The sequence below is a fragment of the Streptomyces sp. ActVer genome (assembly GCF_027270795.1).
In the GTDB taxonomy this organism is placed as follows: domain Bacteria; phylum Actinomycetota; class Actinomycetes; order Streptomycetales; family Streptomycetaceae; genus Streptomyces; species Streptomyces umbrinus_A.
On sequence record NZ_JAPWHT010000128.1, the window covers coordinates 1 to 23,396 of the forward strand.

General features: G+C 68.6%; 18 protein-coding genes and 2 tRNA genes. 4 read left to right on the forward strand and 16 right to left on the reverse strand.

Annotated elements, in window-relative coordinates; translation table 11 throughout:
* Nucleotides 1-171: 171 nt before the first annotated feature.
* From ndk to O3Q52_RS21845, 5 genes are all read right to left on the reverse strand, one after another.
* Nucleotides 172-585, reverse strand: a complete 414-nt coding sequence (gene ndk, locus O3Q52_RS21825) for a nucleoside-diphosphate kinase (protein WP_269650464.1) — start codon at nt 583-585, stop codon at nt 172-174.
* Nucleotides 586-948: 363 nt separating this feature from the next.
* Nucleotides 949-1,302 (reverse strand): DUF4233 domain-containing protein, encoded by a 354-nt coding sequence (locus O3Q52_RS21830; RefSeq protein WP_055611894.1) that lies wholly within the window; start codon nt 1,300-1,302, stop codon nt 949-951.
* 3 nt (nt 1,303-1,305) lie between these two features.
* Nucleotides 1,306-2,820, reverse strand: a complete 1,515-nt coding sequence (locus O3Q52_RS21835; protein ID WP_269650465.1) for a folylpolyglutamate synthase/dihydrofolate synthase family protein — start codon at nt 2,818-2,820, stop codon at nt 1,306-1,308.
* Between the two features lie 189 nt (nt 2,821-3,009).
* Nucleotides 3,010-5,640 (reverse strand): valine--tRNA ligase, encoded by a 2,631-nt coding sequence (locus tag O3Q52_RS21840; RefSeq protein WP_269650466.1) that lies wholly within the window; start codon nt 5,638-5,640, stop codon nt 3,010-3,012.
* The gene (locus O3Q52_RS21845; RefSeq protein ID WP_269650467.1) at nt 5,637-7,085 is read right to left on the reverse strand and encodes a transposase; all 1,449 of its coding nucleotides are present in this window, start codon (nt 7,083-7,085) and stop codon (nt 5,637-5,639) included. The genes O3Q52_RS21840 and O3Q52_RS21845 overlap by 4 nt, the downstream gene beginning before the upstream one ends.
* A gap of 417 nt (nt 7,086-7,502) precedes the next feature.
* On the opposite strand from O3Q52_RS21845, the gene O3Q52_RS21850 reads away from it, so the two are divergent.
* Nucleotides 7,503-8,453 carry a hypothetical protein gene (locus O3Q52_RS21850; RefSeq protein WP_269650468.1) on the forward strand — a complete coding sequence of 317 codons (951 nt, stop codon included), beginning with the start codon at nt 7,503-7,505 and terminating at the stop codon, nt 8,451-8,453.
* A 54-nt stretch (nt 8,454-8,507) separates the two neighbouring features.
* Here the strand turns inward: O3Q52_RS21850 and O3Q52_RS21855 are convergent, their stop codons facing one another.
* The 6 genes from O3Q52_RS21855 to O3Q52_RS21880 all read right to left on the reverse strand — a co-directional run bounded on the left by O3Q52_RS21855 (nt 8,508) and on the right by O3Q52_RS21880 (nt 14,052).
* A complete protein-coding gene (locus O3Q52_RS21855) occupies nt 8,508-8,774 on the reverse strand; it encodes a hypothetical protein (protein ID WP_269650469.1) in 267 nt (88 codons plus the stop codon).
* A gap of 184 nt (nt 8,775-8,958) precedes the next feature.
* Complete coding sequence (clpX, locus tag O3Q52_RS21860; RefSeq protein WP_269650470.1) at nt 8,959-10,245, reverse strand: ATP-dependent Clp protease ATP-binding subunit ClpX; 1,287 nt, start codon at nt 10,243-10,245, stop codon at nt 8,959-8,961.
* Between the two features lie 160 nt (nt 10,246-10,405).
* The gene (locus O3Q52_RS21865) at nt 10,406-11,086 is read right to left on the reverse strand and encodes an ATP-dependent Clp protease proteolytic subunit (protein ID WP_055611888.1); all 681 of its coding nucleotides are present in this window, start codon (nt 11,084-11,086) and stop codon (nt 10,406-10,408) included.
* 102 nt (nt 11,087-11,188) lie between these two features.
* Entirely contained in the window at nt 11,189-11,794 is a 606-nt protein-coding gene (locus O3Q52_RS21870; protein WP_189838477.1) for an ATP-dependent Clp protease proteolytic subunit, read from the reverse strand.
* 581 nt (nt 11,795-12,375) lie between these two features.
* The gene (gene tig, locus O3Q52_RS21875) at nt 12,376-13,776 is read right to left on the reverse strand and encodes a trigger factor (RefSeq protein ID WP_269650471.1); all 1,401 of its coding nucleotides are present in this window, start codon (nt 13,774-13,776) and stop codon (nt 12,376-12,378) included.
* Between the two features lie 199 nt (nt 13,777-13,975).
* Nucleotides 13,976-14,052 (reverse strand) — tRNA-Pro (locus tag O3Q52_RS21880).
* A gap of 153 nt (nt 14,053-14,205) precedes the next feature.
* On the opposite strand from O3Q52_RS21880, the gene O3Q52_RS21885 reads away from it, so the two are divergent.
* Nucleotides 14,206-14,276 (forward strand) — tRNA-Gly (locus tag O3Q52_RS21885).
* Nucleotides 14,277-14,384: 108 nt separating this feature from the next.
* Here the strand turns inward: O3Q52_RS21885 and O3Q52_RS21890 are convergent.
* Nucleotides 14,385-15,224 carry an alpha/beta fold hydrolase gene (locus O3Q52_RS21890; protein ID WP_269650472.1) on the reverse strand — a complete coding sequence of 280 codons (840 nt, stop codon included), beginning with the start codon at nt 15,222-15,224 and terminating at the stop codon, nt 14,385-14,387.
* 342 nt (nt 15,225-15,566) lie between these two features.
* Nucleotides 15,567-15,761: a hypothetical protein gene (locus tag O3Q52_RS21895; protein WP_055611884.1), complete on the reverse strand. Its 195-nt coding sequence runs from the start codon at nt 15,759-15,761 to the stop codon at nt 15,567-15,569.
* A gap of 579 nt (nt 15,762-16,340) precedes the next feature.
* Here O3Q52_RS21895 and O3Q52_RS21900 point away from each other — a divergent pair.
* Nucleotides 16,341-17,525, forward strand: a complete 1,185-nt coding sequence (locus O3Q52_RS21900; protein ID WP_269650473.1) for an acyltransferase family protein — start codon at nt 16,341-16,343, stop codon at nt 17,523-17,525.
* A gap of 115 nt (nt 17,526-17,640) precedes the next feature.
* Here O3Q52_RS21900 and O3Q52_RS21905 read toward each other — a convergent pair whose 3' ends face one another.
* The 3 genes from O3Q52_RS21905 to O3Q52_RS21915 are packed head-to-tail and all read right to left on the reverse strand — an operon-like array spanning nt 17,641 to nt 21,406.
* Nucleotides 17,641-18,120, reverse strand: a complete 480-nt coding sequence (locus O3Q52_RS21905) for an HD domain-containing protein (RefSeq protein ID WP_269650474.1) — start codon at nt 18,118-18,120, stop codon at nt 17,641-17,643.
* On the reverse strand, nt 18,117-20,570 hold the full coding sequence (locus O3Q52_RS21910; RefSeq protein WP_269650475.1) for an FtsX-like permease family protein: 2,454 nt from the start codon (nt 20,568-20,570) through the stop codon (nt 18,117-18,119). The genes O3Q52_RS21905 and O3Q52_RS21910 overlap by 4 nt, the downstream gene beginning before the upstream one ends.
* Complete coding sequence (locus O3Q52_RS21915) at nt 20,570-21,406, reverse strand: ABC transporter ATP-binding protein (RefSeq protein ID WP_269650476.1); 837 nt, start codon at nt 21,404-21,406, stop codon at nt 20,570-20,572. The genes O3Q52_RS21910 and O3Q52_RS21915 overlap by 1 nt, the downstream gene beginning before the upstream one ends.
* 253 nt (nt 21,407-21,659) lie before the next feature.
* On the opposite strand from O3Q52_RS21915, the gene O3Q52_RS21920 reads away from it, so the two are divergent.
* Nucleotides 21,660-22,835 (forward strand): cation:proton antiporter, encoded by a 1,176-nt coding sequence (locus O3Q52_RS21920; RefSeq protein WP_269650477.1) that lies wholly within the window; start codon nt 21,660-21,662, stop codon nt 22,833-22,835.
* Nucleotides 22,836-23,396: the final 561 nt, after the last annotated feature.

The window sequence follows — 23,396 nt, forward strand, 5'->3', positions numbered from 1 at the left end:
CCTGGAGCCTGGAGCCTGGGAGAGTGTCCCTGCCCGAGGCCGCCGTGTCCGGGCGCCCGTGGTCCGCGACCGGGCACCGTGCAGCGCGCCCGGTACGCCACCCGTCGGCCCGCTGGTGGCACGGGCCTCGGGGTCCGTCGGCCGTCGGTCCGGCAGTCCGTCGGGGAGCCGTCAGGCGATGCCCGGGAAGAAGATCTTCAGCTCGCGCTCGGCGGACTCCTCGGAGTCGGAGGCGTGGATCAGGTTCTCCCGGACGATCACACCGAAGTCACCACGGATGGAGCCGGGGGCGGCGGCGATCGGGTCGGTCGGGCCCGCGAGTGCCCGTACGCCCTCGATGACGCGCTCGCCCTCGACGACCAGCGCCACGACCGGGCCGGAGGCCATGAAGGCGACCAGGGGCTCGTAGAAGGGCTTGCCCTTGTGCTCGCCGTAGTGCTGCTCCAGCGTGTCCTGGTCCAGCGTGCGCAGCTCCAGCGCGGTGATCTCCCAGCCGGCCTTGCGCTCGATGCGGCTGATGATCTCGCCGGTCAGGCCGCGACGGACCGCGTCGGGCTTGAGAAGGACGAGGGTGCGCTGGCTCACGGTGGTGGCTCCTTCAGGTCACAGATGTGCGGAAGACCGAGGCTACAGGGCGTGTCCGGGTGCGTGTTACGCAGCGTCAGGTGCTACGGGGTGCGCCGGTCCGATACGGGACGACCCGACTGTTTTCGCCCTCGCCGCCCCTGCCCGTTCCCGTCCCTTTTCAGGGGCTCCGCCCCCGAACCCCCGCTCCTCAAACGCCGGAGAGGCTGAAGGATTGCGCGGCCGGGCCGAACCTCTAAAGCCCAGTCCAGGCACTCAGCCCGTCCGGCGTTTGAGGACGAGGCCGTTCAGGCCGATAGCGGGGGTCTGGGGGCGGCAGCCCCAGGGACGGGACGGGCAGGGGCGGCGAGGGCGAGAAAAGGCCTACGCCGTGTTACCCCCGGCCTCGGCCTGCGCGGCGAAGCGCGCCTTCGCTTCCTCCACCTTCCGTCCGAAATGGACCGAGGCCCACCACAGGGCGGCGAACACGGCGCCGAGGAAGAACATGGTCGGCACGACGAACCCGCTCGCGATGAGCGCGACCTGCAGCGCCCAGCCCAGCTGGACACCCCCCGGCCGCGTGATCATCCCGCAGAGCAGCAGACAGAACACCATCGCGACCCCGCTCACCGTCCAGACCGTGGCCATGGACAGATCGGGATCCTTCATCGCGACAAGCCCCGCGAAACCGATGACGAAGAACTCACCGATCAGCGTCGAAGCACAGAGCGTACGCACGGATCAGCCCCTCCCCAGCAACATCCGGGCCTCGCCCACCGTGATGACGGACCCGGTCACCAGCACACCGGCCCCCGCGTACTCCGCCTCCTCCTCGGCCAACGTGATCGCGGCCTCCAGGGCGTCGTCCAGCCGGGACTCGACCTGCACCCGGTCGTCCCCGAACACCTCGACGGCGATCGCGGCGAGCGAGTCCACGTCCATGGCCCGATGGCTGGAGTTCTGCGTGACGACGACCTCGGTGAAGATCGGCTCGAAGGCCTCCAGCAGCCCCCGTACGTTCTTGTCCCCGCTCGACCCCACGACTCCGATCAGCCGGCTGAAGTCGAAGACCTCACGGACCCCCTCGGCGGTCGCCCGGGCCCCCGCCGGATTGTGGGCGGCGTCCAGCACGACCGTCGGCGACCGGCGCACGATCTCCAGCCGCCCGGGCGAGGAGACCGCCGCGAAGGCCTTGCGGACCGTGTCGATGTCGAGCGGCTCGGGCCGCTGGGAACCGACCCCGAAGAACGCCTCCACCGCGGCGAGCGCCACCGCCGCGTTGTGCGCCTGGTACGCCCCGTGCAGCGGGATGTACACCTCGTCGTACTCCCCGCCCAGCCCCCGGAGAGTCAGCAGCTGCCCGCCGACGGCGACCTGGCGGCTCACGACGCCGAACTCGAGCCCCTCGCGGGCGACTGTGGCATCGACCTCGACGGCCTTCTTGAGCATCACCTGGGCGGCGTCGACGGGCTGCTGGGCCAGGATCACCGTCGAGTCCTGCTTGACGATCCCGGCCTTCTCCTTGGCGATCTCCCCGGGGGTGGTTCCGAGCCGGTCGGTGTGGTCCAGATCGATGGGGGTCACGACGGCGACATCCCCGTCGATCACGTTCGTCGCGTCCCAGCTGCCTCCCATCCCCACCTCCACGACGGCCACGTCGACGGGCGCGTCCGCGAAGGCCGCGTACGCCATGCCCGTGAGGACCTCGAAGAAGGAGAGGCGGAACTCCTGCTGGGAGTCGACCATCTCGACGTACGGCTGGATGTCCCGGTACGTCTCCACGAACCGCTCGGCGGGGATCGCGGCGCCGTCCAGACTGATGCGCTCGGTGATCGACTGGACGTGCGGCGAGGTGTACCGCCCGGTGCGCAGGTCGAAGGCGCCGAGGAGGGCCTCGATCATGCGGGCGGTCGACGTCTTGCCGTTCGTCCCCGTGATGTGGATGGAGGGATACGCGCGCTGCGGCTCCCCCAGCACGTCCATGAGCGCGGCGATACGGCTCACGGACGGTTCCAGCTTGGTCTCGCCCCAGCGTGTGGCGAGCTCGGCCTCGACCTCACGGAGCGCCTTGTCGGTCTCCTGGTCGGACGGGCGCGTGGGGATGTCGGACTCCGGTGCCACGCCCTGTGTGCGCAGGGTACGGCTGCCGGCCTCGATCACGGCCAGATCGGGATCACGCCCGGTCTCCGCCTCGACGATCTCGTCGAACGGGTCGACCGGGTCTGACTCACTGCTGTCGTGCGGGAGCTCACTCACACACCCAGTCTACGGAGCCCCGCGCCCCGGTAGGGGCGCGGGGAACTGCGCGACAAGCCACGACGGGCCCGCAGCCGACAACGAACCGGCGGGAGCGCTCGACAACCGGGCCCGGACACGCCGAGGGCCCCGGAACCACCAGGTCCCGGGGCCCTCGGCCACCTACACGCTCACCCTCGCCGGAGGCGGCTACGCCGCAGGCAAGCCCTCCAGCTGGGCCTGGATACGGGCAATGTCCTCGTCGGCCTTGGCAAGCCTCACCCGGATCTTGTCCACGACATGATCCGGCGCCTTCGCGAGGAACGCCTCGTTGCCGAGCTTGCCGTTCGCCTGCGCCTTCTCCTTCTCGGCGGCGGCCAAGTCCTTGGCAAGCCGCTTCCGCTCGGCGGCGACGTCGATCGTGCCGGAGAGGTCGAGCGCGACCCGCGCACCCGCGACCGGCAGCGTCGCCGTGGCCGTGAAGCCGTCGCCCTCCGGCTGGAGGCGCAGCAGCTGGCGGATGGCCGCCTCGTGCGGGGCGAGGGCGGTCCCGTCGAGGGTCAGCCGGGCCGGAACCCGCTGACCGGGCTGCAGGCCCTGGTCGGCACGGAAGCGGCGAACCTCCGTGATGACCTGCTGAAGCGTCTCGATCTCCCGCTCGGCGCCGGTGTCACGGAAGCCACTGTCCTTGGGCCAGTCGGCGATCACGACGGACTCGCCACCGGTGAGGGTGGTCCAGAGCGTCTCCGTGACGAACGGGACGACCGGGTGCAGCAGCCGCAGCGTGACGTCCAGGACCTCGCCGAGGACCCGCTTGCTGACGTCGGCGGCGGCACCGCCCGCCATGAACGTCGTCTTCGACAGCTCGACGTACCAGTCGAAGACCTCGCCCCACGCGAAGTGGTAGAGCGCGTCGGAGAGCTTCGCGAACTGGAAGTCCTCGTAGAACGCGTCGACTTCGGCGACCGTCTTGTTGAGCCGGGAGAGGATCCACCGGTCCGTCGCCGACATCTCGGACGCGTCCGGCAGCGGGCCCTCGACCGTCGCGCCGTTCATCAGCGCGAACCGTGTCGCGTTCCAGATCTTGTTGGCGAAGTTCCGGGACGCCTGGACCCAGTCCTCGCCGATCGGCACGTCCGTACCGGGGTTGGCGCCGCGGGCCAGGGTGAAGCGGACGGCGTCGGAGCCGTACGCGTCCATCCAGTCGAGCGGGTCGACGACGTTGCCGAACGACTTCGACATCTTCTTGCCGCGCTCGTCACGGACCAGACCGGTCAGGGCGATGGTCTTGAAGGGCACCTCGCCGTCCATCGCGTACAGACCGAACATCATCATCCGGGCGACCCAGAAGAAGATGATGTCGTGGCCGGTGAGCAGGACGTCGGTCGGATAGAACTTCTTGAGTTCCGGGGTCTGTTCGGGCCAGCCGAGCGTGGAGAACGGCCACAGGCCGGACGAGAACCAGGTGTCGAGGACGTCGGTGTCCTGCTTCCAGCCCTCGGCCTCGGTGCCCGGCGGCTCCTCGTCGGCGCCGACGCAGACCGTCTCGCCGTCCGGGCCGTACCAGATCGGGATCCGGTGGCCCCACCACAGCTGACGCGAGATGTTCCAGTCGTTGAGGTTGTCGACCCAGTCGAAGTACCGCTTCGACATGTCCTCGGGGTGGATCTTCACCCGGCCGTCGCGGACGGCGTCACCTGCGGCCTTGGCGAGCGGGCCGACCTTGACCCACCACTGCAGGGACAGCCGCGGCTCGATCGTGGTCCGGCAGCGCGAGCAGTGCCCGACGCTGTGGACGTACGGACGCTTCTCGGCGACGATCCGGCCCTGCGAGCGCAGCGCGCCGACGATGGCGGAGCGGGCCTCGAAGCGGTCGAGTCCCTCGAAGGGGCCGTGGACGGTGATGATCGCCCGCTCGTCCATGACCGTGATCGACTCCAGGCCGTGACGCCGGCCGATCGCGAAGTCGTTCGGGTCGTGGGCGGGGGTGACCTTGACGGCACCCGTGCCGAACTCGGGGTCGACGTGCGTGTCCGCGACGACGGGGATGGTGCGGTCGGTCAGCGGCAGCTTGATGCGCTTGCCGATGAGGTGGCGGTAGCGCTCGTCGTCGGGGTGAACGGCGACGGCGGTGTCACCGAGCATCGTCTCGGCGCGGGTGGTGGCGACGACGAGCGTCTCGTCACCCTCGCCGTACTTGATGGAGACGAGCTCGCCGTCGTCCTCCTGGTACTCCACCTCGATGTCCGAAATGGCCGTCAGACAGCGGGGACACCAGTTGATGATGCGCTCGGCGCGGTAGATCAGCTCGTCGTCGTACAGCTTCTTGAAGATGGTCTGGACGGCCTTGGACAGGCCCTCGTCCATGGTGAACCGCTCGCGGTCCCAGTCCACACCGTCCCCGAGCCGGCGCATCTGCCCGAGGATCCTGCCGCCGTACTCCTCCTTCCACTGCCAGACGCGCTCGACGAACTCCTCGCGCCCGAGGTCGTGCCGCGACTTGCCCTCCTCGGCAAGCTGCTGCTCGACCTTGTTCTGCGTGGCGATACCGGCGTGGTCCATGCCGGGCAGCCACAGCGACTCGTACCCCTGCATGCGCTTGCGCCTGGTCAGCGCGTCCATGAGCGTGTGCTGGAAGGCGTGCCCCAGGTGCAGCGACCCGGTGACGTTCGGCGGCGGAATGACGATGGTGTACGGAGGCTTCTCACTCTTCGCGTCGGCGGCGAAGTAACCCCGCTCCACCCAGCGCTCGTACAGCTTCCCCTCTACCTCGGCCGGCGCGTACTGGGTCGGCAGTTCGGGGGCGTTGGCTGGCGTCTGCTGCTGAGCGTTCTCGGTCACGGGGTCAGTTTAGGGGTGTGAACCTCCCCGGCGGAAACGCCGGGATTTCTGCCTTCTGTGGCTCTTTGGGCGGCGCGGGCAGATGCCCGACCGGTACCTGGTGAGCTAGCGGCACCGCCCTCATGAATCACAGTGCTCTCGTATTGGAGAGCAGCAGCAACATCAGCACCGATGTCACAGTCGGTACCGATGGCCCGGTTCCGGGCACTACTACGTGCTTCACGCCTTCGCCCCGCACCAGCGAGCACTTGTGCCTGCTGGTGGAAACCATGGCGTTCCCGCTGGTCGGACGACCAGCCAGGTTGGGCTCGTAGATACTTCACCCGCATCTCGGTGCCGGGTGAAACCGGGACGAAGGCCCCGTCATTGATGGCAAGGGTGTGGATGTTCACCCCGCCCAGTGCGTCCCGGTGCAGCACCAGGGCACAGTCCTTGTTCGCGCAGACGTATGTCCGGCCGCGCACCTTGCGGCGGCTCAGACAGTATGGGCATGCCTGTGACGAGTTCGCCTCGCTGATGTGTTGGATCGGCAGCCCGGTTTTGTACGCGAGCTGACGCTCCTGGACCCCTCGCTCCCACTGTGAAAGCTGCTGCCGGGTCGAGCGCGAGGCACGACGTCGCTTCTCCGTGTTCCTTTCGATTCCACGGACATCGCCTACAACGAGCCGTGCCACCACCTGGATGCCTTCAGAAGCCGCCTGCTCGTGGGCCGCCACCTGATCGCGGATGAACCGATTGGCTTTTGCGGTGACCTGATGATTGAAGTCACGCAAACGACGGTCGGTCTTCGCCGTGAGTTTCTTCCTCGCCTCTGCCAACTTTCGGTGGCGGCGCGAGCCGACGCGGCATCGGGACATCTTGGACTGCAACCGAGCCATGCCCTTGTTGCGCGCTTGCTTGACCGCGCGAGAACTGCGCCCGTTGAGAACGAGAGCCGCGTAACCACCGTTGGGGGTGACGGTGGCCAGTGTCATCGGGTTGATGATGCCCTCGTCCACCGCGATGGTCACAGTTCTCGGGGTCCCGCCAGATTTCTCTCCGGCTGCGGGTCCCACGGCACTTGGCAGGCTGTCATCGACGGAGCGATAGGAGATGCGAAGCGCCCACTCACGGGCCGCGCTGTCCCAGCACAGCTTCATCTCGCCCCAGCGATCCGGGGTGACCAACAGACCGAACCTGTCGGTGAACTCGGGCACCGGCAGCACAATCCGTTCCCGCGTTTTTCCCAGCGAAAGGAGCAGACGGGCGTGGTCCTTGACCCTCCAGCCGAAGCGAGCGGTAAACACGAGGGGCCTGTATCTCTTCTCGCGCCACGGGAACTTCACCCCTCGGATTCCCTGCGCCTTGTTCGTGCGCGCCAGAGCGATGGCATCAGCCAGGTCGTAGGCAACGGCCTGTGCCGTATGAGCGTGCAGTGGACGCACTTCGCCAGGCAGTGATGTCACGTAACGCCTAATGTCTTCACGACCTGGTGATCGTCCCGCCGTCCACTCCGCACGGACCCAGGACACGGTCCGGTTCCACAACAACGCCGAAGCGTGGCAAGCCTCGTGCGCCCGCTCATGAGCCGCCTGATTCAGCCAGACCGGAACGACCGCGGTGAGAACCCGCAGCCGAGCGCCATCTCCCTTCCCGTCCACTCCCCGCCCCTTCCTCGTACGCAAGCTCCATGCTCACATGAACGTGCGACCACGTCCTGCCTAACGCCTCGTCCGCAGATCAGTCACGGGTGAGGGGCGCAACTGTCACAGGCATGTAGTGAACCCAGAAGAGTTGGTAACGGCGGGCCCCCGATGCCCCGCATGGGCGCTCCGTACGCCAGGATGTTCGGAACACATAAATTTCTGGAGGGGAACCCAGTAATGAGCTACAACCAGCCGGGCCCGTACGGCGGGCAGCCTCAGCAGCCCGGACCGTACGGTCAGCCGGGTCCTTACGGCCAGCAGCCGCAGGCCCCCCAGCCCGGCTACGGCTACCCGCAGCAGGCGCCTCAGCAGCAGCCCGGCTACGGGTACCCCCAGCAGGCCCCTCCCGGGGTTCCGCCCCAGCAGCCGGGCTACGGCTACCCGCAGCAGCAGCCCCCCGGCGCCCCCTACGGCGCGCCGGTGCCGCCCGCTCCCGGCGGCGGCAAGAAGAAGACGGGCCTCATCATCGGCGCGGTCGCGGTCGTGGCGGCGATCGCGGTCGGCGCGTACTTCGTCGTCGGAAGCGGCAGCAGCGGCTCCTCGGACGTCGCGGACGACGGCCCCCACAAGCTGACTACTCCGGCGACGGTGCTCACGGAGTACAAGAAGAGCGAAGAGGCCGGTGGCGGCGGCTTCGACGCGAGCGACGTCAAGAAGGCCGAGAAGCGCGGCGTCAAGAATGCCAAGGACGTCGATGCGGGCTACGTGGCCGGGGACGAGAGCAACCCGCTGTCCCAGAACATGATCCAATTCATGGGCGTGTACGGCGAGATCGAGGACCCGGAGAAGGTCGTCGACGCCATGTTCGCCGACCTGAAGGACGAGGCCACCAAGGACTCCGAGGACGGCCAGCTCGTCGGCAGCCCGAAGAGCTACTCGCCCAGCGGGCTGGACGGCGCGGTCCTGAAGTGCCAGGAAACCAAGCTCAAGAACGACGAGGCGTCCGGCGACGCGGCCGCCGGCCCTTCGTCGATCAGCATGCCGGTGTGCATCTGGGGTGACCACAGCACGCTCGGCGTCATCATCAACATCGACATGGCCAACGCCATGGCGGGCAAGGGCGCCGACCTCTCGGCGGCTGCCGAGCTGACAGCCAAGCTCCGCAAGGAAGTTCGCGTCAAGGCGTGAACGTGCCCTGAGGGGGCGTCTCACGAGTCAGCGAGACGCCCCTTTCCTTTTCCCTCAGTCCCCGATCGCGCGGGAACATGCGTTCGCGATGTGCGATGTGTTGCTCATCAGCAGACTGAGCTGCGCGACACACTTCCAATTGGTGAAGGTCTTGTTATAACTGCACGCCTTCGTCACCTTGGGCCCTATTTCATAGTTCTTGGACTTGAGGTAATCCACGCAGTCGAACGGATCAGCTTGCGCCGTACCAGCCGTAACCAGCGGGACGACGCCCGCTGCCACAAGCACACTCAACGTCGCCAAGGCGCGCCTGAACTTCATGTCTTGCCCCTCCCGTTTCACTTGGCAGGGCGGTCATCCCTGCGTACGAGAGAAGATCACATGAGGTGCACATGCCACAAAGCGGGTCGTGAACTCGATTTGATTCAAGTGAAGCTGGCCTGAAGGCACGCAGAAGGGCGCCCGACGAATGTCATTGGGCGCCCTTCACGTACACGCGTAGCGGCTACGCCGTCTTCTGCTCCCCCGGCCCCCGCCCCCGCGCGTCCCGCGGGATCAGCGTCGGGTTGACGTTCGAGCGGACCGCTTCCGCTGTGATGACCACGCGGGCCACGTCCTTGCGGGACGGGACCTCGTACATCACGGACTGGAGGACTTCCTCCATGATGGCGCGCAGGCCCCGGGCGCCGGTCTGGCGGAGGATGGCCTGGTCGGCGATGGCCTCCATGGCCTCGCGCTCGAAGTCCAGCTCCACGCCGTCGAGTTCGAAGAGGCGCTGGTACTGCTTCACCAGCGCGTTGCGGGGCTCGACGAGGATCTGGAGGAGGGCCTCGCGGTCGAGGTTGTGCACCGAAGTGATGACGGGCAGACGGCCGATGAACTCCGGGATCATGCCGAACTTGACCAGGTCCTCGGGCATGACGTCCTCGAACTGGTCCTTGGACTCCATCTCGCGCTTCGAGCGGATCGTCGCGCCGAAGCCGATGCCCTTAGCGCCGGCCCTGGACTCGATCAGCTTCTCCAGGCCCGCGAAGGCGCCGCCCACGATGAACAGGACGTTCGTCGTGTCGATCTGGATGAACTCCTGGTGCGGGTGCTTGCGTCCGCCCTGCGGCGGGACCGAGGCCGTCGTGCCTTCGAGGATCTTCAACAGGGCCTGCTGCACGCCCTCGCCGCTCACATCCCGCGTGATCGACGGGTTTTCGCTCTTACGAGCCACCTTGTCGATCTCGTCGATGTAGATGATGCCCGTCTCGGCCTTCTTGACGTCGTAGTCGGCGGCCTGGATGAGCTTCAGCAGGATGTTCTCGACGTCCTCGCCCACATAGCCGGCCTCCGTCAGCGCCGTCGCGTCGGCGATGGCGAACGGGACGTTCAGCATGCGGGCCAGGGTCTGGGCGAGGAGCGTCTTGCCCGAGCCCGTCGGGCCGAGAAGCAGGATGTTGGACTTCGCCAACTCAATGGCGTCCTCGCGGTTCTGACCCGTGCTGTTCTCACCGGCCTGGACCCGCTTGTAGTGGTTGTAGACCGCGACGGAGAGCGCCTTCTTGGCAGACTCCTGGCCCACGACGTACCCCTCGAGGAACTCGTAGATCTCGCGAGGTTTGGGGAGTTCCTCCCAGCGGACCTCGCTCGTTTCCGCGAGTTCCTCCTCGATGATCTCGTTGCAGAGGTCGATGCACTCGTCGCAGATGTACACACCAGGGCCTGCGATGAGCTTCTTGACCTGCTTCTGGCTCTTGCCACAGAACGAGCACTTGAGCAGATCGCCGCCGTCACCGATGCGTGCCACGGTGTGCTTCCCCTTCGCCTGGGAGACGCCTAGGTCCAGCGGCTCCTGGTGCTGCCTTATGTCCGACGGTACCTTGCCGAGCCCCCCGTTCGGGCCCCCCTTGGCGCGGTTCACTTTGTCGTGAACCGCGTCAAGGAGCGGCAGACGATACAGCGACGCGTCACGCGACCGCGGCGTTGTTCATCTTCCGGGTCGAGATGATCTGGTCGATCAGGCCGTACGCGAGCGCGTCTTCGGCCGTGAGGATCTTGTCGCGCTCGATGTCCTCGCGGATCTTCTCGATCGGCGTCGTCGAGTGCTTGGCCAGCATGTCTTCCAGCTGGGCGCGCATGCGGAGGATCTCGTTCGCCGCGATTTCGAGGTCCGAGACCTGGCCTCGGCCGGTCTCGCTGTACGGCTGGTGGATCAGCACGCGGGCGTTGGGAAGTGCCATGCGCTTGCCCGGCGTACCGGCGGCAAGCAGGATCGCGGCGGCCGAGGCCGCCTGGCCCATGCAGACCGTCTGGACATCCGGCTTCACGAACTGCATCGTGTCGTAAATCGCAGTGAGTGCCGTGAAGGAGCCGCCGGGGCTGTTGATGTAGACCGAGATGTCCCGGTCGGGGTCCATCGACTCCAGGCACAGCAGCTGCGCCATGACGTCGTTGGCGGAGGCGTCGTCGATCTGCACGCCGAGGAAGATCACGCGCTCCTCGAAGAGCTTCGCGTACGGGTCGTACTCACGGACGCCCTGCGAGGTGCGCTCGACGAAGCGCGGGATGACGTAGCGGGACTCCGCGCGAGGGCCGGTGTACTCGGCCTCTGTGCGGGCGTAGAGGCCGCTGCCGGGGAAGTCGTTCACTGTGTCTCCTGGAAAGCCTGATAAGGGCTGAGGCGGTCGGCTGGGGGCTCGGAGGGGCTTGGTGCCGGTCTACGCCGGCACCCGGGTCGGCGGTGTGCCGACCTATGCCGCCCCGGTGCCGCCGCCGCCAGGCATTCCGGCAGCGGTGGGCATGATGTCGTCGATGAGGCCGTACTCCTTGGCCTCGATCGGGTCGAACCAGCGGTCCCGGTCCGAGTCGCGGGTGATCTGCTCCACGGTCTGGCCGGTGTGGAAGGAGGTCAGCTCCGCCATCCGCTTCTTGGTGTGCAGCAGCCGCTCGGCGTGGATCTTGATGTCCGACGCGGAACCGGCGAGGCCGGCCGAGGGCTGGTGGATCAGGATCTCCGCGTTCGGCAGCGCGAAGCGCTTGCCCGGAGTACCCGCGCTCAGCAGGAACTGGCCCATGGAGGCCGCCATGCCCATCGCGATCGTCACCACGTCGTTCTTGATGTACTGCATGGTGTCGTAGATCGCCATGCCGGCGGTGATCGAGCCGCCGGGGCTGTTGATGTAGAGGTAGATGTCCTTCTCCGGGTCGGAGGCAAGGAGAAGCAGCTGCGCCGTGATCTTGTTGGCGATGTCGTCGTCGACCGCCTGGCCGAGGAAGATGATCCGCTCGCCGAGCAGCCGGTTGTAGACCTGGTCGCCGAGGCCACCACCGATGGGGTCGCCGGCGGCTGTGGGCATCAGATTCGTCACGTATCCACCTGCTCGTCTTACGACGGCGCCGGGCCGTCTCACGTCTTCTGCTGGGGGCGTGGGACCCCGTATGCGCGCCGTGTCGGACGGCTCCGGGGACTCCCCTGCCCTCGTACTCATGGACCCTAACGCGCGGGTCCCTCCGGGGAATCCCGCAGAGGTGACTGTTCGCTGTGAGCGCATGCGCTCCGCTGGGTGAGCAGGGGGTACGGCCGGCCCCGCCCCGGCCTTTTGGGGCGCGGGGAACTGCTCGCTCAGCCCCCGCCGGGCCGCGGTCGCGTCTGCCACGGGCTGTTCGACGGCGGGTGCGGCTTGGTGGTGGTTGCTCGCGCAGTTCCCCGCGCCCCTAGAGACCGGCGGGCTCCGTCAGGGGCGCGGGGAACTGCGCGGCCAGCCCCCACAGGGCCGCGGTCGCGTCTGCCGCGGATGGTGCATCGGCGGGTGCGGGTCGTGGTGGGTTGCTCGCGCCCACGCGGCGGAGCCGCATCGATACAGCCCCGCGCCCCTGGAAGGCCCTACGGGCCCCCGGGACATGTCCCGGGGGCCCGTAGTACGTACTGGTGAGGCGATCAGGCCTCGGTCTTCTCCTCGGAGGCCTCGGCGGCCGCGGGGGCCTCCTCGGCGGCTTCCTCGGTCGAGTCCTCGGCAGAGACCTCGTCCTCGTCGTCCAAGTCGACGAGGACGCCGTTCGTGTCCTTCACCGTGGCGGCCTCGACCACGACGGCCAGGGCCTTGCCGCGGGCGACCTCGCCGACCAGCATCGGGACCTGGCCACCCTCGACGACCTGCTGGGCGAACTGGTCGGGGGACATGCCGGAGGAGGCAGCACGCCGCATGAGGTGCTCGGTGAGCTCCTCCTGGTTGACGTTCAGCTTCTCCTTGTTGACGAGCTCGTCCAGGACGAACTGCGTCTTGATGCCCTTGACCGCGGCGTCCTTGGTCTCGGTGTCGAACTCCTCGGCCGTCTTGCCCTGGATCTCGAGGTACTTCTCGAGGTCGATGCCCATCTGGCCGAGCTGGTGGTGCTCCAGGTTGTGCTTGCGGGTGTTGATCTCGTCCTCGAGCAGCTTCTCGGGGACGGGCACCTCGACGAGCTCCAGCAGCTTCTCCAGGACTCGCTCCTGGGCCTGCGTGGCCTGGTCGTACTGCTTCATGTTCTCGAGGCGCTTGCGGCTGTCGCCGCGCAGCTCTTCAAGGGTGTCGAACTCGGACGCAAGCTGCGCGAAGTCGTCGTCCAGCTCGGGCAGTTCGCGCTTGGCGACCTGGGTGACCTTGACGGTGACCTCGGCCTCCTTGCCGGCCGCCGAGCCGCCCTTGAGCTCGGAGGCGAAGGTGACCTCGCCACCGGCCTCCACACCCTTCACGGCGTCGTCGATGCCATCCAGCAGCTCACCGGAACCGATGGTGTAGGAGACGCCGCTCGCGACGCCGTCCTCCAGGACCTCGCCGTCGACCTTGGCCTCCAGGTCGAGGGTGACGACGTCGCCGTCCTCGGCGGCACGCTCGACCGGGGCGGTCGAGGCGAAGCGCTCACGCAGCTCCTCGACGGCCTTGTCGACGTCCTCCTCGCTGACCTCGACGGCGTCGACCTCGACCTCGATGCCGGAGTAGTCCGGGATCTCGATGGCCGGGCGGACGTCGACCTCGGCGGTGAAGTTCAGCGTCTCGCCGTCCTTCAGCTCCGTGATGTCGACCTCGGGCTGGCCGAGGACGTTCAGCTCGGCCTCGTTGACCGCGTCGGTGTAGAACTTCGGAAGCGCGTCGTTGACCGCTTCCTCAAGAACCGCACCGCGGCCGAACCGCTGGTCGATGACGCGCGCCGGAATCTTGCCCTTCCGGAACCCCTTCACCGTGACCTGCTGGTTGATCTTCTTGTACGCCGCGTCGAGGCTGTCCTTGAGCTCCTCGAAGGGCACCTCGATGCTGAGCCGAACCCGGGTCGGGTTCAGGGTCTCCACGGCGCTCTTCACGGTTCGGTCTCCTTGGGGGCTGACTTCTTTGGGTTCTGCTGACGTTCTCTGCCGGATACGGCGGAGCCTCAGCGGATTGGCGGCCCTTGAGGGACGTAACAATGCAGACACACGGGCGCGCAGTTTGCATACTAGCCGCAGGCGGGACACGCCCCAAAAGGTGATCTTGCCGGTGGTCCGGCACGGTGGTCCGGCACGGTGGTCGGGGTGGCGGGATTTGAACCCACGGCCTTCCGCTCCCAAAGCGGACGCGCTACCAAGCTGCGCCACACCCCGTCTGGTGCGAGACGTAGGGTACATGCCCGCAGGCGGCGCGGCTCCCGCATTTCACGGGGCACTCGGGCCCTCCGGAACGGGGTGTGCGACGAGGGGGTGCGACCCGCTACGATGCTTCCGTGCCGCGCGTCACTGACCTGCGGCGCATCCTGTGCGGGCGTAGCTCAATGGTAGAGCCCTAGTCTTCCAAACTAGCTACGCGGGTTCGATTCCCGTCGCCCGCTCTGTACGGCTCAGGGCCAGGCCGGAGGTTCGTTCTCCGGCCTGGCCCTGACGCGTTTCCGGGTCGGGTTCAGTCCCGTTCAGTCCCGTTCAGTTCCGTTCAGTTCCGTTCAGTTCCGGAGGAAAGCGATCAGCTCGCCCAGGAGGCGGGCCGGGGCGTCCAAGGGGACCAGGTGGCCCGCGTCCGGGACCGGGCGGAGGCGGGCGCCCGGGATCAGGGAGGCGAGTTCCTCGCCCTTGGCGGGTGGGATCCAGGTGTCCTCGGCGGCCCAGCAGACGGTGACCGGCAGGTTCAGCGTGGGATAGAGGGGTTGGATCTCGTCCGTGTAGCGCTGGTCGGCCTGGGCGATCTGGCGGTAGAACGCCGCCTGTCCCGCCGCGTCCGTCCAGGGGGCGACCAGTGCGTCCAGGACGTCGGGCAGCAGTCCCCGATGGCTCGCGGAGCCCACGTACTCGCGGACCAGGGCCTCGTGCAGCGGTGCGGGCAGTTGCCCGAAGACCGCCGCGTGCTCGGCGACCAGGCGGAAGAAGGGTGAGCCCCAGGGGGCGAGCGCGACGGGGTCGACCAGGGCGAGGCGCCGGTACTCGGCCCTGTGCAGCAGATGCGCGCGCAGTGCGACGCAGCCGCCGAAGTCGTGCGCGATCACCGACGGGTTCGACAGCCCCCAGACCCCCAGGAGCTCGGCGAACACCTCGCCCTGCGCCTTGAGGGACACGTCCTGGCCGTCGCTCCTCTGTGAGCTGCCGTAGCCGGGCATGTCCCAGACGTGGACCCGGTGGCCGTCGGCGGCGAGCGCCGGGGCGATGTCGTGCCACACGTACGACGAGAACGGGGTGCCGTGCAGCAGCACCACGGGCGGACCGTCCTTCGGCCCGAGGCGGTCCCACCGGAGGGTTCCGATCGGACTCTCCCAGCTCTCCCGCAACTCCCAGGCGTTCTCGGGGCTCACTTCCTCGGGCTCCTTCGGTCGAGAGGGTCGAGAGGGCGACCGAGAGGACGACGGTTGAACGGATGAGAAGCCGTACGCCGGCCAGAGGGCTCGGACGTCCACCGCGGGGACCTGGCGGATTCCGTACGCCACATACGGGGCGTCACCACGGCACATACGGGCGTCGCCGCCCAGGAGTCCGCGCCGGCGTGCGACTCCGGGAGCGTACGGACCGGTACGGACCGTACGGGTGCGGTCTGTTCGGGTACCGGGGCGCCGCGCGCCTCCGACGGGTCCGCGTCGCGCAGCCCCGTTCCGGTCCGCTCCCCGGGTGCCCTTGGCCGCCGGGCGTCCCCGACTCGCTCAGAACTGGATCGAGTTGATGGTCTCCGCTACCGAGTTGAGGAACCGTTGGATGTCGTCCGCCATGCCTGTGGAGGCGAGGAAGAAACCGAAGAGCACGGCGACCACCGCCGGCCCGCCCTTGATCGATCCCCCTCGTATCAACACCACCAGGACGATCCCCAACAGAAGCACCACTGACAGCGAAATGGCCACAACTGATCACACCCTACGGTCGGTCCGCTCTCCCGGCCCGGAGGTGCAACCCCGCGCACCCCCGCCAGAACCATCGTGCCACCAACGAGCCCGGCGTATGCGGCGGGAGAGTCATCCTTCGGTCACAGACGCGAACAGCCGGGCGTCGCACGGCAATTCGAGGGATCCCACTCACGGGAAATTCAGGAAGATCGTTTCCATGTCCACACAGTCATCCACACAACCTGTTCGCAGCCAATTCGAATTGTTGCCACAGGCACAGCAACGAGACTGGAGACGGGTCACTAAAGATGACTCAACCGGACATTTCACCAGAGTCGCCCGCGGGCGTTATGCACCATTTAGTCGTGACGAAGCCGGACGTAACACCTGCTTGCGGTATGACGATCGACACAGGCATCCGCATGACGACTTCGCCAAATACCGGGTACCCGTACGGCGATAAGCAGGATTCGCCTCAGAGGTTTTACGAAATCACACAGACAACGCTAGGGTGCCTCAGATGTTCTACGCTGCCACGTCCCCCGCACGAGCAGCGAGGTCCAGGATCGTCTCCCCCAGCTCCTGGTGGGAGGGTCTGTGACGAACTCGCTCCGTCCGTACGGCCATCAGAGGGCTCCGCTCCCGTCGGCACAGACACCGGCGCCGGGCGTACCGAGCCCGCGACCACCACGGAACCCGGGATCCCCGCAACCGGGTACCGCCACCACCGGGCCGGGCGCCAAGCCCGCCAAGCAGCGCGACGCGTACTTCGACAACGCCAAGTACCTGGCGGTCGTGTTCGTCGCGATGGGCCACGCCTGGGAACCGCTGACCGACCAAAGCCGCGCCGCCGAGGCGCTCTACATGGTCGTCTACTCCTTCCACATGCCGGCCTTCATCCTCATCTCCGGCTACTTCTCCCGCAGTTTCGACATGCGCACCGACCGGCTCCGGCGACTGGTCACGGGCGTCGCCGTGCCGTACATCCTCTTCGAGATCGCGTACTCCCTCTTCAAGAAGTGGGCCGACGACGACCCGAGCTACCCGATCAGCCTGCTCGACCCCTGGTACCTCACGTGGTTCCTGGTCGCGCTGTTCGTGTGGCGGATGACGGTCCCGCTGTGGAAGGTCGTGCGCTGGCCAGTGCCGCTCGCGCTCGCCATCGCGGTCCTCGCCTCCGTCTCGCCCGACATCGGCGACGACCTCGACCTCCAGCGGGTCCTGCAGTTCCTGCCGTTCTTCGTCGTGGGCCTGTTCATGAAGCCCGAGCACTTCCAGTTCCTGCGGCGCCGTGAGGTGCGGATCCTGTCGGTGCCGGTCGTCCTGGGCGCGCTCGTCTTCGCGTACTGGGCGGGGCCTCGCATGAACTCGGCGTGGTTCTACCACCGCGACAGCGCCCAGGAGTTGGGCGCCCCCTGGTGGGCCGGTGTCGTGATGACGCTCGCCATGTTCGGCTGCTCGATGGTGCTCACCTCGTGCTTCCTCGCCTGGGTGCCACGCCGCAGGATGTGGTTCACGGTGCTGGGCGCGGGCACGCTGTACGGCTATCTGCTGCACGGCTTCCTCGCCAAGGGCTCCCGTTTCTGGGGCTGGTACGACGACTACGCCTGGCTGAACCAGCCGCTCGGCGAGATCTTCCTCACGGTCGCCGCTGCCGCGGTCATCACCGTGCTGTGTACTCCGCCCGTGCAGCGGGCGTTCCGCTTCGCGATGGAGCCGAAGATGTCGTGGGCGTTCAAGAGGGACGCGACGGAGTTGGCCCGGGAGCGGGCCAAGTCATAGGGCGCGCCCCGCTTGGCGCCCCTGCGGAGCGCTCCGCGCGGGAGATGGCGTCGTTTTGAACCTGCGGGTCCGCCGTGGCTTGTCGCGCAGTTCCCCGCGCCCCTGAAGGGGCACGTCAGGGGCGCGGCAAGCCCAGAAGTTTGCGCATTTTTGTGTACTTCTGGGTCAGGCGGGCCCGGGTGAACTCGTCGAGGGCCGCCAGGCGGGTCGGGTTCGCGTTGTGGGCCAGGTCCGACTCCTTCACCAGGAGGGCTCCCGGGGTGGCCAGGATGCGGTCGGCGTAGGCCTCCGGGGGCTCGTCCCTCCGCTTGGTGAGGGCCAGCACGATGTCCTTCGTACGCCGGGACAGGGCGGCCTCGCGGAGCCAGTCCTCGGAGAGCGCGTCGTCCTCGACGGAGTCGTGCAGCCAGGCGGCGGCGATCTGTTCCTCGTCGCCGCCGCGGGCCCGCACCCCGTCGGCCACGGCCAGCAGGTGTTCGGTGTACGGGCGGCCCGCCTTGTCCGTCTGGGCCGCGTGCGCGTTCCGGGCCACGGCCTCGACCTCGGTGAGGGTCAGCAGGGGTCTCTCGGTCGCTCGGCGCTCGTTCTCGTTCATGGGTCGAGTGTGCCCCGTATCGCGGCCCGCGCCGGTACGGTCGCCGCCGTCAGGCCGAGGATCACAATGGCCGCCGCGAACGAGCCGTACACCAGCGGGGGTATGTACGGTGCCTGGCCCGTCAGGCCCTTCATCATCGGGACGAGCGTGGCGAGCGCGATGGCCGTGCCGAGGGCGATGCCGGCGAGCGCGACGAGCAGGGCCTCCCAGCGGATCATGCGCATCACCTGGCGGCGGGTGGAACCGATGAGCCGCAGCGTGCCCAGCTCGCGTCGGCGGTCGAGGACCGTCATCACCAGGGTGTTGGCGGCGGCGACGGCCGCGAATCCGCCGAGGACGGCCGCCATGACGGTGTTCGCCCAGGCGTTCAGCTCGCGGTCGAGGGACTGGGCGGTCGTGTAGTCCGCGCGGTCCAGGACAGTGCCCATCTTCGCCAGATCACCGGCACTCCCGCCCTTCGTCCAGACCTCCGTGAGGAAGGCGGAGCCGACGTGTCCCGCCAAGTCCGCCTGGCCCATGGTGACCTGGAACAGTCCCATGCCCCGCTCGTACGTCGCCACGATGCGCGGGGACGTCTTCGTGCCGTCGGGCAGGCGCAGTTCCATCCGGTCGCCCACGCCGACGCCGGCGTTCTCGGCCAGTGAGGCGTCGACCGCGATCTCACCCCTCTTCAGGGACAGGGCGCCCTTGTCGACGTTCAGGTCCTGCACCCGGGCCAGGTCGCGTGCCGAGCCCGTGATGCCCTGGGTGGAGGCCGAGTCCAGGTACCCGTTCGCCCGTACGAGCACCTCGGTCTTCAACAGACCGACGGCGGCGGTGACTTCGGGTGTGCGGGTGGCCGCGCGTACGGCGTCCGGGGTCAGGCCCGCGTCCGACGTCACGATGTGGTCGGCCACGATGCCGTCCCGCTGCTGCTCCTGGGTGACCTTTTCCTCGCTGGTGTGCATGAAGACGAGGACGGACGAGAAGGCCATCGCGAGGACGATCGGGGTGATCGCGGAGGCCAGCCGACGGGCGTTCGTACGGGAGTTGGCGGCGGCGAGTGAGGCGGACGCTCCCGCGCCGCGCAGCGGGAGCCCGAACAGGGCGGCGCAGGCGCGTGCGACCAGTGGTCCGAGCAGCGCCACGGCCAGCATGAACAGCATGACGATGCCCAGCGCCGCGTTGGCCGCGTCCTCGCCGGTCAACGACGCGGCGAGCCCCGCGCAGACACAGCCTCCGGCAGCCGCCGCGATCCCGAGCGGCGTACGGATCCAGCCCGGGCGCAGCCGCTCCACGGACGCCTCGGTGAGGGCCTGGCCCGGCTTGATCCGCGCCGGGCGACGGGCGGCCGCGTACCCGGCGAGCAGGGCGGCCACGAGGACCGCGCCGACGGCCGAGACCAGCGGGATGTACGAGACCGACAGGTCGACGGCCTCCGGGATCGCGCCCTTGTCCTTGAGCTGTCCGAACCACCAGCCTGCCAGCGCGATCCCGGGCAGAAGGCCGGCCAGTCCGGCGAGGGGCGCGACGAGCAGGGTCTCGGTGGCGATGGAGCGGCGGATCTGACGCGGGGTCGTGCCGATGGCCCTCAACAGGGCGAACTCGCGGGCGCGTTGGGCGACGGACAGCGCCACGGTGCCCATCGCCGTGAAGACGGCGACCGTCGCGGCGATACCGCCGAAGGAGCCACCGAGCGCGATGAGTATCTCCTTGGCCTCGGCGAGGGAGGAGTCCTCGACGGTCCCGCGGTCGCCCCCTGCGTACACCTCGGCGCGGTTGCCCAGAGCGTGCTCCACCTGGGACTTGAGGGTCCCGGCCGACACGCCCTGCTCGGGGAGGACGGCGATGGCGTCGACGCGGCCGGGGTGCCCGGAGACTCGTACGGCTTCGGTGTCGGTGAACCAGACCGTGGGCGCCCCGGCCTTCATGAGCCCGGATACGCGGAAGGTGCGGGGACCGTCGGCCGTGGTGAGGGTGACGCGGTCGCCCACCCTGCCGTTCGTGAGGACACCTTTCGTGAGGGCGACTTCGCCCTCCCCGGGTGCCTGCCCGGACGTCAGCCGCTCGCCGGTGAAGGCGGTGGAGCCCCAGCCGTGGGCGGTGACCTGCTCACCCGTACGCGTCTGGACGGGGAAGGTCACGTCCGGCACCGCCGTCCGCGCCCCGGGAACCGAACCTGCCTTCGCCACCAGGGAGTTGTCCAGCCAGGCCCTGTCCGGGACCGGCACGGCGTCGTCCTCGCGGTTGTCGCCGCGGCCGGTGACGAGGTGGGCCCGCTGGTCGGCGGCGGCGACCACCGGGGCGTCGGCGTAGCGGACGGGCGGAACCGAGGCCCGCAGGCCGGTCTCCAGGAGGATGCCGCAGGCCGAGACGATGAACGCGGCCATGGCGAGCGCGACGAACGTGCCCACGAAGGCGGCGGGCTTGAAGCGGACGGCGGCACGGGCGAGGCCGTTGGGCACGAACATCAGGCTGCCGCTCCCGAGAAGGAGGGCGCGGCCAGCGAGGCCATGCGGGCGGCGATCCGGTCGGCCGGGGCACGCTCCAGGTGGTCGACGATCGAGCCGTCGGCGAGGAACAGGACGCGGTCGGACCAGGCGGCGGCCGCCGGATCGTGGGTGACCATGACGACCGTGGCGCCGAGCCCGTCCACGGCCTGCCTCAGCAGGCCGAGAACCTCGGCGGCGGTGGTCGTGTCGAGCGCGCCGGTCGGCTCGTCCGCGAAGACGACGTCGGGCCGGGTGACCAGGGCGCGGGCGATGGCGACGCGCTGTTGCTGCCCGCCGGAGAGCTGGCCGGGTCGTCGGCGCCCGAGGCCGTCGAGGCCGACCTGGCCGAGGACGGCTGCCGCCCGGCGCCGGTCGGGCCGGTGACCGGCCAGGCGCATCGGCAGCACCACGTTCTGCTCGACCGTCAGGGACGGCAGCAGGTTGAACGCCTGGAAGACGAACCCGAGGCGCGAACGCCGCAGCGCCGTCAGCTTGTTCTCACTCATGCCCGTGATGTCCGTGCCGCCGAGCCTGACCGTGCCGCCGCTCGGCCGGTCGAGGCCGGCCGCGCACTGCAGGAACGTGGACTTGCCGGAGCCGGACGGTCCCATCACGGCGGTGAAGCTGCCGCGCGGGAGCGCGAGGTCGATACCGCGCAGGGCGTGCACGGCGGAGGCGCCGCGCCCGTACTGCCGCCGCACGCCCCGCAGTTCGACGGCCCAGTCCCCCACCGGCCCGCTCGTGCCCTGTACCTGTACGGCGTCCCCGTCCCCGTCCCCGTCCCCGTCCCCGTACCGCTTCCTGCGCAGCCCCATGGCCGGGTCCGCCTTCCCTCACTCGTCGCCCCGCTCGTCGCAGCGCGCTCGCTGCCGATGTCTCGAAACTACGGATTCGGGACCACTCGGGACCATGAGGACCACCGCCGAGTCCAGCTGGGGTAAACCCCACCACTCGGTACGGCCCGGCCGGCACTCCAGGTCGTTTGGTAAACTAATTACTGACGATTTCTTGACATTCTCTTGACCAAGGAGGAACGGGCCCATCGGACACGCAGAGCTTCTGATCGCCATGGGCGGTGCCTTTCTGGCCGCCGCCGTTCTCGCCCGCGCGGGCGCCCGTATCGGGCTCCCCACGATTCCCCTCTTCATCCTGGCCGGAATACTGCTCGGCCCCCACACACCCGGCATCGTGCTCGTCTCGGACCCGCACGACATGGGGATGCTCTCCGCACTCGGCCTGGTCCTGCTGCTCTTCTACCTCGGCCTCGAGTTCCACATGGACGACCTCAAGGCGGGCGGGCGCCGGATGGCTCTCGCCGGAGGGACCTACCTCGCGCTGAACGTCGGCGCGGGCCTGGGCTTCGGATTCGCCCTCGGCTGGGGCACCTCCGAGGCGCTGGTCCTCGCCGGGGTGCTGGGCATCTCGTCGTCCGCGATCGTGACGAAGGTGCTCGTGGACACGGGGAGGCTCGGGAACCCCGAGACCAAGCCGATCCTCGGCATCATCGTCGTCGAGGACGTCTTCCTCGCCCTCTACCTCGCGGCCCTCCAGCCGATCCTGTCCGGTGCGAACTCCCTCGGCGCAGCCGTCCTCGACGGCGGCAAGGCCTTCGCCTTCCTGCTGCTGCTCGCCCTCGCGGCGCGGTTCGGTACGCGGGTGGTGGGGCGGCTCTTCGACACCAAGGACGACGAACTGCTGGTCATCTCCTTCCTCGGGGCGGCCGTGTTCATGGCGGGGGTCTCGGAGTGGTTCGGGGTGGCGGACGCGATCGGGGCGTTCATGGTCGGGCTGATGCTCGGCAGCACGTCCTCCGGGGAGCGGATACGGAAGCTGGTGCATCCGTTGCGGGACGCCTTCGGCGCGATGTTCTTCTTCGCGTTCGGGCTGTCCATCGATCCCGGTGACCTGCCCACCGTGCTCTGGCCCGTGCTGGCCGCGGTGGCGCTGACGCTCGTCATGAACGTGCTTGCCGGTCTTGGGGCGGCTCGTGTGTACGGGTTCGGGGCCGGGCCCGCCGCCAATATCTCCACGACGCTTCTGGCTCGGGGGGAGTTTGCTCTCATCCTTGCGACGATGGCTGCGGTGGCGGGGCTCGATGACCGGCTGTCGCCGTTCATCGCGGGGTATGTGTTGCTCTTGGCCGTTCTTGGGCCGTTGGCTGCGGGGCGGTCGGGGTGGCTGGCTCGGGTGTTGCCCGGGGGGCGGGACGTGGAGGTCGAACGGGACGTGGCACGGGTCGGCTGAGGCCGACCGTGTTCGTCTTGTGTGGTGTGGGTTGCTCTGAGCGGCCTTTTCTCTTCCCCAACCCCACCCCTTCCCGAAACTGGGGCTCCGCCCCGGGGGTGGGTGGGGGTTGGGGCGGCTTGATAAGTGCGGGCCCGCTGCGGCTTGTCGCGCAGTTCCCCGCGCCCCTAAAAACCCGTGGCCGAGGCCGGTTTGCCACGTGCGGGTCCGCCGTGGTTGCTCGCGCCGTTCCCCGCGCCCCTAAAAGCACCGGCGCCCAGGCCGGTTCACCACGTGCGGGTCCGCCGTGGTTGCTCGCGCCGTTCCCCGCGCCCCTGGCGGGGCCCCGGTGGTCCCACCGGGCGGAGGGGACGTGGCGGGATGTGTGGCCGCAGCTTACGAGGAGACGGGGAGGCGGACACCTGGCAAGCGGGGGTTGCGGTCTCCGCTGCGGGCGGACATTCCGACGCGGCCCCGCACCCGAGGAACCGACGTCGGCCCCCAACCACCCCAGGGGCGCGGGGAACTGCGCGACCAGCCACAACGAACCCGCAGACGAACACGGACCCGAACCCGAACCCG